Origin of the sequence: Psychrobacillus sp. FSL K6-4615 (genome assembly GCF_038008225.1) — a bacterium.
Lineage (GTDB): Bacteria > Bacillota > Bacilli > Bacillales_A > Planococcaceae > Psychrobacillus > Psychrobacillus psychrotolerans.
The window spans coordinates 1,801,488-1,818,959 of sequence record NZ_JBBOYQ010000001.1; the positions used below are offsets into that span (position 1 = coordinate 1,801,488).

The window sequence follows — 17,472 nt, forward strand, 5'->3', positions numbered from 1 at the left end:
GCTCGAGCTACTTCAGCGAGTATTAGCGCAAACTTACTAATTCTCAAACAAGGCAAAGGCATGTTTCCTTTAAGGGGTCATATGCCTTTGCTTCTCTATTATGTATGAGTGCCAATGTTGTAAGGAAATCCGTGTGAAAATAGGAGAGTATTCTCTTTCATAGGAAAGAAGGAGGCGACAACTACAATGAACAGTAATGTCACAACCAAACATAGAAAAAATGCTGGGTTACTATCCATCATCCCAGGTTTTGGACAATTTTATAATAAACAGTTTGTCAAAGGAATTATCTTTTTAGTATTAACAGTCGCATTCTTTAGTAGTTTTTCTCAAACGCTAAACTGGGGATTCTGGGGTCTTATTACGCTTGGAGAAATTCCAAAGCTTGATCATTCCATATTCTTATTAATCGATGGAATTATCGCCTTGTTGGTAGCAATCATAGGTCTTGGAATTTATGCTTTCAATATATATGATGCTTACCACAATGGAAAAAAACGAGATGAGGGTTTCCTATTAAATAGCGTGAGGGAGCAGTATCACAATCTTTTGGATAACGGTTTTCCTTATCTAATGATTTCCCCAGGATTTTTATTATTAATCTTCGTAGTTATTTTCCCAATAATCTTTGTAATTCTTCTCTCATTTACAAACTATGATTTATACCATTCACCACCAGCAAAACTGGTAGATTGGGTAGGAATTCAAAACTATATTGATATATTCAAATTAGACCTTTGGAGGTCTACATTCTTTGGTGTACTTGGTTGGACAATTGTTTGGACATTTGGAGCAACCACTTTGCAGGTTGTGATCGGGGTCTTTTTAGCCGTTGTTATCAATCAAAAGGATTTAAAAGGGAAAGCTTTTTTCCGCACAATATTAATCTTGCCGTGGGCAGTACCAGCATTTGTATCGATCCTAATTTTTTCAGGGATGTTCAACGAATCGTTCGGCGTTATTAATACGCAAATACTGAGTATGTTAGGAATTGATGCAATTCCATGGATGACCGAAGAATTATGGACTCGATTTGCACTGATTTTAATACAATCATGGCTTGGTTTCCCATTCATCTTCGCAATGACAACTGGGGTGCTGCAATCTATTCCAAATGAGTTATATGAGGCCGCAAATGTAGATGGAGCTTCCATCTTCCAGAAATTTCGAGGTATTACTTTACCAATGGTACTGTATGCAACGGCGCCAATTCTGATCACGCAATATACATTTAACTTTAATAATTTTAATGTCATCTTCTTATTTAACGGTGGTGGTCCGGCTTTACCAGGTCAAAATGCCGGTGGATCAGATATCTTAATCTCTTGGATTTATCAATTGACGATGACTTCTGGACAATATGGGAAAGCAGCTGCAATAACGATGCTACTATCACTTATTGTTATTACGGTAGCGTTATGGCAATTCAAACGAACTAATTCATTCAAAGAGGAGGATATGATGTAATGACTAATAAAACTGAGAAAATAATCAGATTGTCAGTTTCTTATCTTATTCTTCTAGTTGCTGTCGTCATTGTTGTTTACCCTTTATTATGGGTACTGGGATCTTCCTTTAACCCGGGACAAAGTCTATCAGGTTCAACAATGTTTCCAGAAAATCCTACACTTAAGCACTATAAGAGCTTATTTGACATAGAAAACTCTAATTACGTTTTATGGTATTTAAATTCGATGAAGATAAGTTTAATAACGATGGTATTTGCGGTATTAAGTGTCGCTTTTACTGGATATGCTTTCTCACGCTACAGATTTATCGGAAGAAAAAATGGACTTCTTACCTTTTTAGTCCTACAGATGATTCCAAACTTCGCGGCACTGATTGCTATCTTTGTACTTGCTCAGCGAACTGGACTGCTAGATACGCATGTTGGTTTAATACTTATTTATGTTGGTGGTCAAATACCAATGAATACTTGGTTAATGAAAGGCTATTTGGATACGATTCCAAAAGAACTGGATGAATCTGCACGTATGGATGGAGCGGGTCATTTACGCATTTTTTGGCAAATTATCATGCCTTTATCAAAACCAATTTTAGCAGTAGTAGCATTATTTTCATTCATCGCTCCGTTTGGAGACTTCATACTTGCTCGTATTATGTTACGTAGTGAAGAGAAGTTCACAATGGGTGTAGGTCTATACGAACTAGTTTCCAAACAGTTTGGGAATGAGTTTACTACATTTGCAGCGGGGTCTGTTTTAATCGCAATCCCAATTACAATACTTTTCCTATCATTCCAAAAGTATTTTATCTCTGGTTTAACTGCTGGTGGTACGAAGGGTTAATGACTTCAAAGGAAAGAAGTTGCTTAAGATGACCATGACTAAAAGTAGAGTGCTATTCATTTTATTATTTCTTGTAATTGCCGTATCAAATCCGCAGCAATCTCTAGCAAGTGAGGAGAAACGGATGCAGGATGAGGTTATATACATGATTATGGTGGACCGATTTAACAATGGAAATATGAGTAATGACAAAGACGCTAACATTAACGATCCACTTGCTTATCATGGTGGGGATTTTAAAGGAATTACCGACAAGCTAGATTATATAAAAGAAATGGGTTATACAGCAATTTGGTTAACTCCCATATTTGAAAATATGAATAACGGTTATCATGGATACTGGATTAAGGATTTCTATCAAACGAATCCCTATTTTGGTTCCATGGAAGAGTTTAAAACACTTGTAACCGAAGCGCACAAACGCGATATAAAAGTCATTTTAGATTTTGTCGTTAATCATGTTGGACCAAATCATGAGTGGCTTAATGATTCTACTAAAAATGATTGGTTTCATGAAAAAAAGTCTATTTCTAATTGGAATGATCAAGAAGAAGTTGAAAACGGTTGGTTATATGATTTACCCGATTTAGATCAAGAAAATCCAGAGGTAAGTAAGTACCTAATAGATGCAGCAAAATGGTGGATTCAAGAAACAGATATCGATGGTTACAGACTCGACACAGTTAAACATGTTCCAAAGGAGTTTTGGAAGGACTTCTCTGCTGAACTTAAAACGGTGAAAGAATCCTTCTTTCTTATAGGAGAGGTTTGGCATGATAACCCTAATATAGTAGCTGGATATGAGGAAACTGGGATTGATGGTTTCATGGATTTTTCGCAAAATGAAAGTCTCCGTGCAGCTTTTGAAAAACCAAATCAGTCTCTAGGATGGTTATTTTCAAATAATGAGCGAAATAACAAATTGTTTGATCGACCAGAACTGCTAGGACAATTCATAGATAATCATGATATGCAAAGGTTCGCTAATTTAGCAATCCAAAATAACCAAGACCCGGTTACTCAGTTAAAGCTAGCGCTAACTTATATGTATACTGCTCCTGGCATTCCTATCTTCTACTATGGGACAGAAATAGCATTAGACGGAGGAAACGATCCAGACAATCGTCGAATGATGAATTTTGGAGCAGATGAAGAATTGACAACGTTTGTAAAAAAACTCGGTGCTGTTAGGCAGCAGCAGTTATCTCTTACAAGGGGAGAAATGAAACTTTTAGTGGATGATGCAGGACTTACTCTTTATAAGAGAACTTACGGGGATGAAACCGTAATAGTAGCCATCAATAATACGTCAGAAGCTAAAAAGATTGCTTTAGATAAGGGTATAGAAAAAGGGAAACAGCTAAAAGGGTTATTAGCTGGTGAATTAGTTAACTCAGGTAATAATGAGGATGGGTACACGTTCAAGTTGGAAAGTGGACAGTCCGAAATATATGAGTTCGTCAATGAAAAGTCAGATAATCGTTTAGTTTTGAGCATTGTGATAGGAATAATAGTAATATTATTAGTTTTTTTGGTCCTTCGCTTCAAACGGACAAAACAATAATTTGTTATTAAATTTAATCCAAAGGTAGTCATAACTTACGAAAGAATGTGCAGCACGAAAGGAGTCTATAGACATGAACGAAAAATGGTGGAAAGAGGCAGTAAGTTATCAGGTATATCCTAGAAGTTTCATGGATAGCAATGGTGACGGAATAGGTGATTTACGTGGAATCATTATCAAATTAGATTACTTGAAGGACTTAGGAGTAGACGTTATATGGGTCAGTCCCTTCTATAAGTCACCTAATGCAGATAATGGATATGATATTAGCGATTATCAGGGTATTTCAAAGCAGTATGGCAATATGGATGATTTCGATGAGTTATTAGAAGAAATTCATGCAAGAGGGATGAAACTAATTCTTGATCTAGTAATCAATCATACAAGTGATGAACATCCTTGGTTTATTGAATCTCGTTCTTCTAAAGATAATCCTAAAAGGGATTGGTATATTTGGAAGGATGGTAAGGGTGATCAAGAACCGAATAACTGGGAAAGTATTTTCTCTGGAAGCGCATGGCAACATGATGAACTTACGAACCAATATTATCTCCATCTGTTTGCCACGAAACAGCCTGACTTAAATTGGGAAAATACAGAGATGCGTCATGAACTATTTAATATGGTGAATTGGTGGCTCGACAAAGGTATCGATGGTTACCGTGTAGATGCGATCAGTCATATTAAGAAACGAGATGAGTTACCAGATATGCCAAATCCCAATGCTGAAAAATATGTTTCCTCTTTTGATATGCATACGAACCAACCAGGTATTCAAGAGTATTTAAAAGAGTTGAAAGAAGAAACTTTTGCTAAATACGATATTATGACTGTTGGTGAAGCAAATGGAGTAGGAATCGATGAGGCAGACGAGTGGGTTGGAGAAGTAAATGGAAAGTTTAATATGATCTTTCAGTTTGAACATCTCGGACTCTGGAATAAGGACCTAAATAACTCCGTAGATGTTATTGCTTTAAAGCAAGTTCTAACTAAATGGCAAAAAGGATTACACTCAAAAGGATGGAATGCTCTATTCCTTGAAAATCACGATCAGACACGGAGTGTTTCGAGCTGGGGAAATGACAAAGAGTACTGGAATGAAAGTGCCAAAATGCTAGCTGCCTGCTACTTCTTGATGCAAGGAACTCCATTTATCTATCAAGGCCAGGAAATTGGCATGACAAACGTTCAGTTTCCATCTATTCATGACTATGATGATATTGGCATGAAGAATTTTTATGATTTAGAAATAGCGAACGGTAAGTCGCATGAAGAGGTAATGGAGGTTATTTGGCGAAATGGCCGTGATAACTCAAGAACTCCGATGCAGTGGGATAGTACTTTAAATAGCGGATTTTCAGTAGGTGAGCCGTGGATGAAAGTCAATCCGAATTATTTAACGATTAATGTTGCAAATCAATTAGGAGATGAGAATTCTATTTATCATTTCTATAAGAAAATGATTCAAGTAAGGAAAGAAAATCCTCTATTTGTGTATGGAGAATATGATGTGATACAAGAAGAGCATCCCGATGTATACGTCTACTCACGAACAATAGGAGATCAGTTTGCGTTTGTGTTATGTAATTTTAGACAACAAATTACGGAACTTAAGTTAAAACATTTACCGAAACGTAACACAGATCTTATACTATATAATTATGAGAATGCACCGGAGCAGCTATCCGAGACTATAACTCTTAATCCATTTGAAGTAAGAGTATACTTATACAAGTAATATAACCGATGTAAGGTTAGCGAAAGAGAGAGAGAGAGGAATTTCTAATGGCGATTACAATTAAAGATGTGGCGAAGCTAGCTAAAGTTGCTCCTTCGACTGTTTCCCGGGTGATTGCTAATAGTCCCCGGATAAGCGAAGACACGAAGACACGAGTAAGGGACGCGATGGATGAACTTAAATATCATCCGAATTTTATTGCCCGTAGCCTAGCCAGTCAGTCGACTAAAGTGATAGGTCTTGTTTTACCTCACTCATCTGGCGTGTTTTTTCAAAATCCATTCTTTTCAGAGGTTATACAGGGATTAAGCGAAGGTGTACATGATAATCACTATGCATTGCAAATGACCAGTGGTAAAACAGAATTCGATTCTTATGAAGGGGTCGTACAAATGGTTCAAGGTGGCAGAGTAGATGGAATAATCCTTCTGTATTCGATGATTGACGATAAAATTATGGAGTATTTAACTAAAAGAAAATTTCCGTTTGTCGTCATTGGAAAACCTTACGACCTCGTTGATAAGATTACTCATGTGGATAACGACAATTATATGGCTGCAAAAGAGGCTACCGATTATATAATAGGGCTCGGTCATCGTAAAATTGGCTTTATAGGTGGAAGTCCGAGTTTAACAGTTACATTAGATCGTCTAAATGGCTATAAAGAGGCACTTAGGGCATCTGACATGGATATAGATGAGGATTATATTATTCATGGGGACTTTCTTCGTGAAGGTGGGCAGGAAGCTGTAAAAGCACTGCTTAGAAGAACTATTCCACCAACAGCTTTACTTGTAACAGACGATTTAATGGCAGTCGGAGTAGTGAATACACTTACTGAAATGCAAATAGAAATCCCTACTGAAGTTTCTATTGTTAGCTTTAATAATGCGTTGTTTGCTGAGATGTCTAGGCCACCACTTACTTCTATTGATATTAATATAAAAGAACTTGGCTACCAGGCAGCAAGTAATTTAATCCAACTCTTAAAAAATGAAAATGATCCTGTTAAGCGAATTATAATTCCCCATACACTTGTTATCAGGCAGTCATGTGATGTTGCCCCGGATGTAGAATAATACATTTATATACAGTACATATTCAAAAGGCAATTTATAATAATATTATGTAAACTAATTATGACTAAAGGCAATATATGAAGGCTCTTTTTGAAAGCCCCGAATATACTACTCTATAAACATACGGACTTAGTGGTATAGAAGGGGGTATATACACCATGAAGATATCAGAAATTTATAAAAGGTATTTAAAGGGAGAAAAATTTAAGAGCATTAGTGAGTTAAATCTAAGAAGCTTGCCGATAAAACAGGCCGCGGATTTAGTAGGATCTTCGCCAATTATGCAAGAAATAGCAAAAAAACACTCGAAAAGTTTAAAACATAAAAAAAATTACCCGCTTTAAATAAAGTGGGTAATCATTAATTATTTCTTTGATAACATGTCATTCGTTTAACCAATGGCTCTGATTTACTAATGTGTATTGGTTTTACTATATCACCGGTTATAGCTTTAATATTCTTATTTTTTTGTCTTACGCTAAATCGGCTTAAATTTTTTGTTGCACGTTTTTTAACTTCTTCGGTATTGATCGGAGTATTTACACTTACGATATTTATCAGTCCTTTCTCGATAATACATAATTTTGATCAAGAGTTTTCTACGCTCGTATCCTCATCATTATTTGTTAAGGCGACCATATACTCAATATTTTCTAGGTTTTTACTAATAGTTTTATGGAGCAGTTCAAATAAATATTTGTCTAAAATATCAAATGAATAGGAATAACTTTCTATTACAGTAATGTACTCAGTATGATTATAAGGGAAATACAAAATAAGATAGCTTTTCTTCCATAAATTATCCTCATCGATTTTGTTGTAAACCGCAGATTCCCCAGATTCTTTCGATTCTTCTACTAACACATGCAATTTTTCAGGTGCTGTACCATTGTATATTTTATACGTAAAGACACCATTTATCGGATGATTTTTGTATCCTAGTTGAGTTTCAGCTAGGAAATATTCTAGTACTTCCTTAAAATCTATAGTAGATTGAGATAAAAAATCTAAGGCCCGTCCTGATGCATCATCTCCAGTGAAGTACGCCATAAGTCTAGCTTTAGTACCGCTGATTTCAACTGTTTCTATAGCAGCCTGTTCAATATTATCTACCTCAAATTCAAGATTTAAGAACTTAAATCTTTTTAAACGCTTAAAAGCAACGGGTATTGTGAGAAATAAAAGCAACCAAATGAAAAGAAGAAAGATTCCCCGAAAAATGATTTGATTAAAATTGGATTCCACAAAGGGCTGGACAATAATCGAAAACGCCGTTCCACTTGCATTTGTTGGGCTAGTATTTTCATTTTGAAGAAAAAAAGCTTTTGGATTTTCATTCAATATATTAAAACCAATCAGTATGGATGCAATAACCATCCACGATATTATAAGCGTAATTCCCGCTGTATAAAAGTATGGAATCAAAAAGTTAAGCCATTGAAAAAATGTCCTCTTTTCCTTGTTTGTATTTAGATGATTTATTTTTCTCACCTCATTGTCTCTATTAATATTAAATTATATGCAATTACATACAAAATAATAATTATATTTCAATAATAATTTAATATGAGACCATTCAGCAAAATGAAAACAGAGATGTAGTTCAATAGGAAATCTTGTTTGAAAAAATCCTGTGGTTTTGTTTGAAGAGAATATGTTATATTACAAACTAGATCTATATTTAGACAGAATATTTAGCGACTTACAAAAAAACACGTGTAAATGTTCACATAATAATATTATGTAAACTAAAAGATGTGAAAAAGGAGGAAATTCATGTTTTCATACAAAATTAATGACCAAACTTACCTAAAAATGCTCGATTTACGGGACACTGAACATTTGTTCGCATTAACTGTTCAATCGAAGGATACGTTAAGAGAATGGTTACCATTTATTGATTTTACTCGTACTTCTGAAGACACGAAGATGTTCATCCAATCGACTATGAAGCAGTTTAGTGAGAATAACGGCTTTCAAGCGGGTATTTGGTATGAAGGCAATCTTGCTGGAGTAATCGGTTTCCATAAAATTGATTGGAATAACAAATCAACGAGTATTGGGTATTGGTTAGGAAAGGATTATGTGGGATTAGGGTTAATGACAAAATCAGTAGAGGCTTTTGTGGATTATGCATTAGTAGAATTACAATTAAATCGTGTAGAAATTCGCGCAGCTGTAGAAAACAAAAAAAGTAGGGCTATTCCAGACAGAATAGGTTTTCAGGAAGAAGGCTGTGTAAGGGAGGCAGAGTGGCTATATGACCATTATGTGGATCATGTGGTTTATGGAATGCTCGCAAACGATTGGAAAAAGTAAAATATAACCCTGATGTAACTAAGTTAACGTTATATCAGGGTTTGAATTATTTGTATATGTAGTAATCTTGTGCGTGGACTATTTGAAATCCAATAGATTCATATAAACTTAACGCATGCATATTTTCCGTTTCGACTTCTAAGTGGAGAGAATTACCTTGCGATGCATATTTCTTAACGATAGATTGTAATACTTTTCGTCCAATTCCTTTGCCACGGAAGTGGGGAAGTATACTAAAACCGTATATCCAAGCTTCCTCGTCTTCAACCTTAACTCTTATTTTACCTACAGATTGTTCATGTGTATCGATAATATACACGCTGTTATCCATTTCTAAGTCAACTCGGTTTTCTATTTCTAAGGAACTTTTGTCATCTAATCCAAATGATTCAATATTTAACTGAACACGTAAGGGAAGGTCCTTTTGCTCAGCTTTCCGTAAGGTGAATCCAGATACTTCTTCCAGTTCTCTTGGTTCCCATTTCATTTGATGTTCTGAAAAGGAATACACTGCTTTATAGTGTTTCAAAAATGCTTTTGCCTCGTCAGAACCAGCAGGAGCGTTCAACAATATTTTATGAAAGCCCTGTATTTTTGCAACAGTCATAGCTTCTTCAAATAAATTGGAGAAATGATGTTTTCTGCGGTCCGTCGGTTTAACCATTCCGCAAACCTCAACTGTCGTACCAAAAGGATATAAACCTAGAAAAGCTATCAGTACATCGTTGTCATACAGGAAGAAGTCATAATGATTATCCGTACGTGTTTTCAGCATATCCCAATTTAACTTCAGCTGAAGTTTATCATGTAGTTCACATTCTTTTTGCAGTGCCTCGATATCTTCTAATTGTTTAGTAGTTAGCATAAGTGCTCCTTTTGTATCCATAGTATATTCTTGTCGATATAAGTGCTGTCCAAGGGCCGTGGAAAGCGAAAATCAACCTAATCCAGATATTATTACTATTGTGAAATTAACTCACTTTATTAATATATAACGAATCAGCTTAAAATAATATGTTTTTTCTGAAAAATAAGAACCGTTCATTAGAAAATTATTCTAATGAACGGTTCTTTTATCGATAAATCGTAGCGCATCACTGGGGCAATTTTGAACGACTCTTTTCCCATCTTCTCTAAGTGCTCCGTTTGGATAAATCCATGGCTTATTGTTTACATCAAAAACAGAAGGGAGGTATTTAATGCAGTTTGCAGCATGTGTACATTTTATGGGATGAAAGTATATATCTAATTCATCTCCGTAATATTTTTTATAACCTAGTTTGATTAAATCTTCTTCTGTATCTGCCATCGGGTTACCTCCAATTTGTTTACAATTCGATAATTATAGGAAGTATCATAGGTTTTCTTTTAGTTCGACTATATAACAGCTTTTCTAGAGATTTTTTAATGTTTTGTTTTAGAACACGTTGGTTTTTGTTTGTATCCCTTGTTTTCGAAATAGTAGATCGTACATTTTGGTTCACATCTTTTATAAGCTCTTCGGACTCAGGACCATAGACAAATCCGCGAGAAATTGTATCCGGTCCTGAAATAATCTTGTTATTTGCTTTGCTTAGAGTGGTAACAATTACTAACATCCCATCCTCTGAAAGCAATTTTCGATCTCGTAATATAATTTCCCCGACGTCTCCAATACCAAACCCATCGACAAATACATTTCCAGCTTCTATATTTCTCGTTTGAACAGCTTTTTCATCTACAATGTCCACGACATCCCCGTTTTGAACGATAAATATATTATTTCGTTCCACACCAACAGATTCTGCTAACAGCTGATGGTGATGGAGCATACGATATTCGCCATGAATAGGAATAAAGTATTTTGGTTTCATCAAAGTAAGCATCAGTTTGAGTTCTTCTTGGCAAGCATGACCTGATACATGCATGCCAGTAACATTACCGGAGCCGTATATAACATGAGCACCTAAAGTATATAAGTTGTCTATAATTCTTGTAATACTCTTTTCATTGCCAGGAATTGGTCCAGCTGCGAAAATAATCGTGTCCTCCGGAAGCACCTCTACATTACGGTAGCTTGAACTTGCTAAGCGAGACAAGGCAGCCATCGGTTCTCCTTGGCTCCCTGTACATAAGATCACAACATTCTCAGGATTCATCGTATTAATTTCGTTTTGATCGATTAGCATGTCTTCGGGAATAGTTAAATACCCTCGTTCCATCGCAACAGCTACTACATTAACCATACTTCTGCCTAATAATGCAATCTTCCTATTGGTCTTAATAGCAGCATTTACTATTGTCTGTACCCTGTGCACATTGGAGGCAAAGGTAGAGATGAAAATCTTCCTTGGTGCATTTCGAAACGCTTCTTCGACTTGTGCAGCAATTTTTTGTTCGGAAGCAGTAAATCCTGGTCTTTCGGCATTCGTACTTTCTGATAGGAGCAGTAACACGCCCTTGTTGCCAAGCTCGGCCATCTTATGAATATCCGGATATTGTTCATCTACAGGTGTTAAATCAAATTTAAAATCTCCTGTATGTACAATTGTTCCTTGTGAAGTATGAAATGCTACACCTAGGCAATCAGGTATACTGTGACTAACTCGAAAGAAAGATGTCTTAATGGTTCCTAGTCTCAGTTTGGAGTCGGAGTCTATTAAAAATAGTTGTGTATTTCTTAATAACCCATGCTCCTTCAATTTAATTTCGATTAGGCCTACCGTTAAATTGGTTGCATAAATCGGTACATTAAGTTGTTTCAGAAAGTAGGGGATACCACCAATATGATCTTCATGACCATGTGTAATGATTAACCCTCTTACTTTATCCTCATTCTCCAATAAGTAGGAAATATCCTGAATGATTAAATCTATACCTAGCAGGGTTTCATCGGGAAACTTGGAACCACAGTCGATGACCACTATATCGTCATCTGATTGAATGACATACATATTTTTCCCTATTTCATTTACTCCACCTAATGCAAAAATAGATACTTTACTGTTAGTAGTATTCATCCTTATCCTCCATTCAAAAATGCTCTTCTAAGTATTGCCTCATATCCCACTTTTATAAGGGGTTTTTTAATTTACTTAAGGCAAAGGGAAGAAGTACATAAATGGCACTGATAACAAAAAGAATGGTTGGTCGTGAACTAAAGTCACGATCAACCATTCTTTTTTAGCTCTGAACTCCGGAGGTAGGACTCGAACCTACGACCAATCGGTTAACAGCCGATTGCTCTACCACTGAGCTACTACGGAATTATAAATATCTTACAAAACTTATTATGAACAAACTTTGTTTATTATATACAACTAATTTTTTAAAAAATATAGTTAAATAATTCTTATTTAACTATTAATGCAGGGCAGTGGACTCGCTTCATCACTTTATGGCTGACGCTACCTAACACCATTTCTTGTAAAGTGTTTAAACCTCGACTGCCAACAACTACAAGATCAACTTTTTGTTCCTTTGCATATCGAACAATTTCTGGACCAGGGGATCCTTTTAAAAAAGTAATTTTATAATTCACTTGTTCATCTTTTAGTAACTGTTCTACATTGGAAATTTTACGTTTGCGCTCTAGCAGCAAAGATTCTGCTGATTGTGCATGTAGAATATCTTGCTTTGATTTGTCAAAATCTGTGACCATCACTACTTCGACTTTAGAATTGGCTGAACACATTGCCAGTTTAATCGCTTCTTTTGCGGCACGAACGGAGTTTTCAGAGCCATCTGTTGCTAAAAGAATGTGTGGATACATACATAACTAGTCCTCCTTAGTGTGAAGTTGTAATCCCTAAAAGTTTTTGATATAGCAGTTCACTAGCTGGATTCAACCCAATTACTGATACCGATTTTCCTTGTTCTTCTAATTTTGAAACAACTTTAACAATTGCTCCAACGGATGATTCATCCCACAAATGGCTACTCGATAAATCTATTGTAATAGTTTTTGCTGTTGTTTTTTCCATTGTTTGAACAAAATGTTGAGTAGAAGCAAAGAAAAGGGGACCTTCAATAATATATATGCCATCATGTTCCGTTATTTTCACCCTAGAGATCGAAGCAACAAAGAATAAGGCACTTAATATAACACCTACTACCACACCGATAGCTAAGTTATCCGTGTAGACAACGATTGCAACAGTCGCAATCATCACAACTGCATCTGCACGTGGTGCTTTCACAATATATTTAAACGAAGACCAATCAAATGTACCAATACATACCATAATCATTATTCCAACTAACACGGGCATTGGAATATCAATTACTAAATCACCTAAAACTATGATTAAAAAGATTAAGAAAACCCCAGCAACCAATGTAGATAGACGGCCACGTCCGCCAGACTTCACATTAATCATCGATTGTCCAATCATCGCACAACCAGCCATACCACCGAAAAATCCTGTGATAAAGTTAGCGATTCCTTGTCCACGTGCTTCCCGGTTTTTATCTGATTTTGTATCCGTCATATCATCAACTATTTGTGAAGTTAACAACGATTCAAGTAAACCAACAATAGCTAGTGCTAAAGAGTAAGGCAGTATTATTTGAATAGTTTCTAAAGAGAATGGTACGTTCGGTAAGAAAAAGCTTGGTAGACTTTGCGTTATCGTACCTAAATCTCCAATCGTTTTTAATTCAATACCAAATATAAATGTTATTGCAGTTAAAATAACGATCGCAATTAGTGGGGCAGGAACCCCTTTTATAAATCGTGGTACTGTATAGACAATTATTAATGTAACAGCGACAAATACATACGTTAATATGCCTTCCCCTAAGATATGAGGGACCTGTGCCATAAAGATTAAAATAGCCAATGCATTAACAAAGCCAATCATGACTGAATTAGGGATAAAACGCATTAGTTTTGCTATTTTCAAGACCCCTAAGAAAATTTGAATGACTCCAGTCAAAATTGTAGCAGCCAATAAATAATTCAACCCATAATCAGCAACCAAATTAACCATAACAAGTGCCATGGCACCAGTAGCAGCAGATATCATACCCGGTCTACCACCGACAAAAGCGATAATGACAGCTATACTAAAGGAAGCGTAAAGACCAACCATAGGGTCCACACCAGCGATAATTGAAAAAGCAATGGCTTCTGGAATGAGTGCAAGTGCGACAACAATTCCTGATAATATGTCGCCTCGAATATTTCCAAACCACTGTTGTTGAATAGTTTGCATATAGGTTCTCCTTCGGATATAGTCAATTTATAATGTCCCAAAAACCTGTGTTTTAGGACAATCTGTCATATCATAACATGTCTTTTCCTAAATAGGAATGCTTTTGGGAAATTGGAGGAGAAAAATGAAATTCGGATACAAAAGACCATTAATAAATGATGAAGATGTTAAGTTACAGCTAGTGGATATAAAACATGCAGAAGTCTATATAGAGCAACATCCCTGTATGAAAAAAAGACATGTACTAGAAGACGTAGTCATGCAGCTCTCAAAGGGGGATCAATTGTATGTACAAAATTTCGTAGTGCTTGCGGATTCTCTCACTCAATTCCAAGATTTATTAAGAGTATTTGAAAGAGACGAAGTGACTGTCACATTTATCGATGAAAATCTAAGTAATACAGATATTTTATCGATGAGGCTCCTAGAGTTATTAGAGTTATTGACGAATTTACAAACGAAAATTAAACGTCACCAATCCATTTTTGGGGTCCGTGAAGCCCAAAAGCAAGGGAAAATCATTGGCCGACCGAAAAAGTCAGATGATAATTTAAATAAAGCTTTTGCTATGTATGACAGCAAAGCATATACACTGCAGCAAATAAAAGAGGAAACTGGCATTAGTAAATCTACTTTATATCGCTATTTAGACCAGTTTAAATAGAAGGATAGGGGTAAACTTATTATTAAGTCTTAAAATAGTTTAGAAGGCCTTTATGAAAGAAATAGAGCACAATAAAATACAAACTTTGAAAAGGTGTGAAAAATATGTGGAAAATAGTAAATGGAAAGTTAATACAAACTGTCGATGAAACGAGAACTGAATATAAAACGCGTATAAGTGCCAGTTTAATAAAAAAGCTCAAAGTAATGGCAAAAGAGTCAAATTCGCATATTGGTTATTTATTAGAAAACGGGTTTGAAAATATATTAAACGAAAGTGCATTAATGTACGACAAGAAAAACAGACCGAAAGATCGCATAGAATTTCGTACAACCTGTGATAAGGAAACACTGGAGAGTTTGCGATTGTTTGCTAAGAGTAATAAGCTAAATTTAAATGATGTAATCGAGGCAAGCGAAAGCTACATAAATATAGAGGATGTAAAAAATGCAAATTGGCGATATAGAATAGAAAAAGAGTAAAGAAGAGTACATAATCGAAATTATAAAATAGGGATGTGGTCATAATATATATTATACTAAGTTACGTTTCATTATTGAAGTATACTAGTAATAGTGAGATATCAGAGAAAAATTGTTTACGACACAAATAATTTTAATACTCAACAATAACTCACTGTATAGCTTGTAGTGAATTATTAAAGATTTTTTAAGGATAATCAAAATTTGTTTTTATAATTTTCTTTCCCCGGATCTCTCGAAATTAGGTAGTATTCTTACTTCAATATTTCTGTTAATTAGGTTTTCAAATAAATCGTCAACCTCATTCTTATTGATTGATTACTTAACACACTTTACTTTTCTTGTGAAAGAAAAGTTTTTTATCTTTCCTTGTGATTCTGTTCAAACAATGATATTTTACATAAACTAATATTTCCTCCTTTAACCCTTCCCTCTTATGGGTTAGGGTATAGTAATACTGGGCTTTGTCTATGTTTTGTAGCCTGTTCAAACGCATATGCAAGTTTAATTAATGTACCTTCACTAAATTCAGTCCCTGCGAATGTTATACCAAAAGGTTTGCCATTTTTCATATAGCCCGCTGGTATGGCAATTGATGGGTATCCCGCTTTTGCACAAATAGTTGAACCTACATAAGATGGAAAAAGGATCGCATCAAGATCGTATTTTTTTAATGCAAGGTCAATTCCCTGTTCCTGTGAATAATATAAATCCTCTATTTTCGCGACTAAATACTCCGGGTTTCTTAATGTGTTTGGGAATGATTCTCTTTGCTCCAATTTGTTCTGTCCATATTTTAGAGTCTTTTCTTCCAGACCTTTATTAAACTCTATTAACTCAGTAATTGAGTGTACTGGTACATTAGACGGGAGTTTAGAAAGGTAATTATTTAAACTGTGCTTTAGCTCGTACAAAGTTACCCCCCACTTCCAATCTCTATGGACGGAAGGGATCTCAATATCTTTACATATAGCTCCTAAGCTACTTATCAAATCAACGGAATCATTAAACAACTTGTCATCGTACTCATCCGAGTTAAGAAAATCACTAGATGCGTTATTAAAGACTCCTATTTTAGCTCCTTTTAATCCATCAGAATCTAAATGAATGGAATAGTCCTCTTCAATTTTACCCTTACTTTTAAATGTTGCCGGATCAAACCTATCTAGTCCAGTTAAAGCATTAAGTAAAATTGTAGCATCCGTAACCGTCCTTGCAAATGGGCCAGCTGTGTCTTGAGAGTATGTAAAAGGAATTATCCCTCTTCGACTAATTAAACCTACAGTCGGTTTAATACCCACCACAGAATTTTGAATCGCCGGACTTAGAATGGATGCATCTGTTTCTGTACCGACAGATAAAACAGTGAAGTTAGCAGCAACTGCAACAGCAGAACCAGAACTAGAACCACCAACAAAAAGTTCGAGATTCCCATAAGGATTTAATACTTGTCCACCCCTGGAACTATAACCGGCCCACATTTCAGTGGACATACCATTAGCCAACTCTGTCATATTTGTCTTACCTAAAATTACCGCTCCTGCATTACGCAGTTTTTCAACAAGAAATGCATCTTTGCTTGCAATATTATTCTCTAATGCAAGAGTTCCTGCACTAGTATGCATAAAATCACACGTATCAATATTATCCTTTAAAAATACCGGAATGCCGTGGAGAGGTCCTCGAGTACCTTTTCTTTTTCTTTCCTGATCTAATGCTTCAGCTATAAAAATGGCGTCTGGATTTATCTCTAGTACAGAGTTTAAGTTTGGTTCATCTTGGTCGAACTTAGCAATTCTATCTAAATAATAGATTACCAATTCCTTTGATGTTAAATCTTCGTTCTCCATGGCATTTTGAATATCTTTAATTGTTAACTCTTCTGTGCAAAACTTATTAAAAACCATAGTCACTAATACTTCCCCCGATATGTTAAAAATATTTATAAAAACTGAATATTAAGATATAAAGAATAATACAACACATTAACTTATGTCCCACTTCAGAATAGCATAAAACCTCTACTGCAGTGTGATAGCAATGGAGGTTTTTAATTTAATTATTTTGATCTAGATATGGATAAGTCTCCATCATTTCTAACCTTCCATAACCAAACCCAAAG

The 17,472-nt window shown here is 35.4% G+C and carries 16 protein-coding genes and 1 tRNA gene; 9 read left to right on the top strand and 8 right to left on the bottom strand.

All coding sequences use genetic code 11. The annotated features are described in order from the left end of the window. Positions 1-186 precede the first annotated feature (186 nt). From MKX53_RS08750 to MKX53_RS08775, 6 genes are all read left to right on the top strand, one after another. On the top strand, positions 187-1,467 hold the full coding sequence (locus MKX53_RS08750; protein ID WP_093534248.1) for a carbohydrate ABC transporter permease: 1,281 nt from the start codon (positions 187-189) through the stop codon (positions 1,465-1,467). Further along, entirely contained in the window at positions 1,467-2,309 is an 843-nt protein-coding gene (locus tag MKX53_RS08755) for a sugar ABC transporter permease (RefSeq protein WP_093534246.1), read from the top strand. The genes MKX53_RS08750 and MKX53_RS08755 overlap by 1 nt, the downstream gene beginning before the upstream one ends. Before the next feature lie 34 nt (positions 2,310-2,343). Then, entirely contained in the window at positions 2,344-3,873 is a 1,530-nt protein-coding gene (locus tag MKX53_RS08760) for an alpha-amylase family glycosyl hydrolase (protein ID WP_340913298.1), read from the top strand. A 73-nt stretch (positions 3,874-3,946) separates the two neighbouring features. Further along, on the top strand, positions 3,947-5,611 hold the full coding sequence (locus MKX53_RS08765) for a glycoside hydrolase family 13 protein (RefSeq protein WP_340910678.1): 1,665 nt from the start codon (positions 3,947-3,949) through the stop codon (positions 5,609-5,611). 47 nt (positions 5,612-5,658) lie between these two features. Next, positions 5,659-6,690, top strand: a complete 1,032-nt coding sequence (locus MKX53_RS08770; RefSeq protein WP_340910681.1) for a LacI family DNA-binding transcriptional regulator — start codon at positions 5,659-5,661, stop codon at positions 6,688-6,690. Positions 6,691-6,848: 158 nt separating this feature from the next. Next, complete coding sequence (locus MKX53_RS08775; RefSeq protein WP_093534240.1) at positions 6,849-7,034, top strand: hypothetical protein; 186 nt, start codon at positions 6,849-6,851, stop codon at positions 7,032-7,034. A gap of 244 nt (positions 7,035-7,278) precedes the next feature. Here the strand turns inward: MKX53_RS08775 and MKX53_RS08780 are convergent, their stop codons facing one another. Next, the gene (locus MKX53_RS08780) at positions 7,279-8,181 is read right to left on the bottom strand and encodes a hypothetical protein (protein ID WP_340910682.1); all 903 of its coding nucleotides are present in this window, start codon (positions 8,179-8,181) and stop codon (positions 7,279-7,281) included. A gap of 285 nt (positions 8,182-8,466) precedes the next feature. Between MKX53_RS08780 and MKX53_RS08785 the strand changes: the two genes are divergently transcribed. Beyond that, on the top strand, positions 8,467-9,009 hold the full coding sequence (locus tag MKX53_RS08785) for a GNAT family N-acetyltransferase (RefSeq protein WP_340910683.1): 543 nt from the start codon (positions 8,467-8,469) through the stop codon (positions 9,007-9,009). Positions 9,010-9,055: 46 nt separating this feature from the next. Here MKX53_RS08785 and MKX53_RS08790 read toward each other — a convergent pair whose 3' ends face one another. The 6 genes from MKX53_RS08790 to MKX53_RS08815 form a co-directional block, all read right to left on the bottom strand. Beyond that, complete coding sequence (locus tag MKX53_RS08790; RefSeq protein WP_340910685.1) at positions 9,056-9,874, bottom strand: GNAT family N-acetyltransferase; 819 nt, start codon at positions 9,872-9,874, stop codon at positions 9,056-9,058. Positions 9,875-10,066: 192 nt separating this feature from the next. Then, entirely contained in the window at positions 10,067-10,318 is a 252-nt protein-coding gene (locus MKX53_RS08795; RefSeq protein ID WP_093534234.1) for a (4Fe-4S)-binding protein, read from the bottom strand. 19 nt (positions 10,319-10,337) lie between these two features. Further along, entirely contained in the window at positions 10,338-12,008 is a 1,671-nt protein-coding gene (locus MKX53_RS08800) for a ribonuclease J (protein ID WP_093534232.1), read from the bottom strand. A gap of 174 nt (positions 12,009-12,182) precedes the next feature. Beyond that, positions 12,183-12,254, bottom strand: a tRNA-Asn gene (locus tag MKX53_RS08805). An 86-nt stretch (positions 12,255-12,340) separates the two neighbouring features. Further along, entirely contained in the window at positions 12,341-12,760 is a 420-nt protein-coding gene (locus tag MKX53_RS08810) for a universal stress protein (RefSeq protein WP_340910687.1), read from the bottom strand. A gap of 16 nt (positions 12,761-12,776) precedes the next feature. After that, positions 12,777-14,204, bottom strand: a complete 1,428-nt coding sequence (locus MKX53_RS08815; RefSeq protein WP_340910689.1) for a SulP family inorganic anion transporter — start codon at positions 14,202-14,204, stop codon at positions 12,777-12,779. Between the two features lie 124 nt (positions 14,205-14,328). Between MKX53_RS08815 and MKX53_RS08820 the strand changes: the two genes are divergently transcribed. Next, complete coding sequence (locus MKX53_RS08820) at positions 14,329-14,868, top strand: helix-turn-helix domain-containing protein (RefSeq protein WP_340910691.1); 540 nt, start codon at positions 14,329-14,331, stop codon at positions 14,866-14,868. A 104-nt stretch (positions 14,869-14,972) separates the two neighbouring features. Continuing rightward, positions 14,973-15,350, top strand: coding sequence for an rRNA methyltransferase (locus MKX53_RS08825; protein WP_093534224.1), 378 nt, complete (start codon positions 14,973-14,975; stop codon positions 15,348-15,350). A 434-nt stretch (positions 15,351-15,784) separates the two neighbouring features. Here the strand turns inward: MKX53_RS08825 and MKX53_RS08830 are convergent, their stop codons facing one another. Further along, complete coding sequence (locus MKX53_RS08830; protein ID WP_093535650.1) at positions 15,785-17,257, bottom strand: amidase family protein; 1,473 nt, start codon at positions 17,255-17,257, stop codon at positions 15,785-15,787. Positions 17,258-17,472 lie beyond the last annotated feature (215 nt).

Excerpts from the sequence above, each read along its gene's own strand:
- MKX53_RS08750 (WP_093534248.1), top strand. The coding sequence starts at position 187 with ATGAACAGTAATGTCACAACCAAACATAGAAAAAATGCTGGGTTACTA.
- MKX53_RS08755 (WP_093534246.1), top strand. The coding sequence starts at position 1,467 with ATGACTAATAAAACTGAGAAAATAATCAGATTGTCAGTTTCTTATCTT.
- MKX53_RS08760 (WP_340913298.1), top strand. The coding sequence starts at position 2,344 with ATGACTAAAAGTAGAGTGCTATTCATTTTATTATTTCTTGTAATTGCC.
- MKX53_RS08765 (WP_340910678.1), top strand. The coding sequence starts at position 3,947 with ATGAACGAAAAATGGTGGAAAGAGGCAGTAAGTTATCAGGTATATCCT.
- MKX53_RS08770 (WP_340910681.1), top strand. The coding sequence starts at position 5,659 with ATGGCGATTACAATTAAAGATGTGGCGAAGCTAGCTAAAGTTGCTCCT.
- MKX53_RS08775 (WP_093534240.1), top strand. The coding sequence starts at position 6,849 with ATGAAGATATCAGAAATTTATAAAAGGTATTTAAAGGGAGAAAAATTT.
- MKX53_RS08785 (WP_340910683.1), top strand. The coding sequence starts at position 8,467 with ATGTTTTCATACAAAATTAATGACCAAACTTACCTAAAAATGCTCGAT.
- MKX53_RS08790 (WP_340910685.1), bottom strand. The coding sequence starts at position 9,874 with ATGCTAACTACTAAACAATTAGAAGATATCGAGGCACTGCAAAAAGAA.
- MKX53_RS08795 (WP_093534234.1), bottom strand. The coding sequence starts at position 10,318 with ATGGCAGATACAGAAGAAGATTTAATCAAACTAGGTTATAAAAAATAT.
- MKX53_RS08800 (WP_093534232.1), bottom strand. The coding sequence starts at position 12,008 with ATGAATACTACTAACAGTAAAGTATCTATTTTTGCATTAGGTGGAGTA.
- MKX53_RS08810 (WP_340910687.1), bottom strand. The coding sequence starts at position 12,760 with ATGTATCCACACATTCTTTTAGCAACAGATGGCTCTGAAAACTCCGTT.
- MKX53_RS08815 (WP_340910689.1), bottom strand. The coding sequence starts at position 14,204 with ATGCAAACTATTCAACAACAGTGGTTTGGAAATATTCGAGGCGACATA.
- MKX53_RS08820 (WP_340910691.1), top strand. The coding sequence starts at position 14,329 with ATGAAATTCGGATACAAAAGACCATTAATAAATGATGAAGATGTTAAG.
- MKX53_RS08825 (WP_093534224.1), top strand. The coding sequence starts at position 14,973 with ATGTGGAAAATAGTAAATGGAAAGTTAATACAAACTGTCGATGAAACG.
- MKX53_RS08830 (WP_093535650.1), bottom strand. The coding sequence starts at position 17,257 with ATGGTTTTTAATAAGTTTTGCACAGAAGAGTTAACAATTAAAGATATT.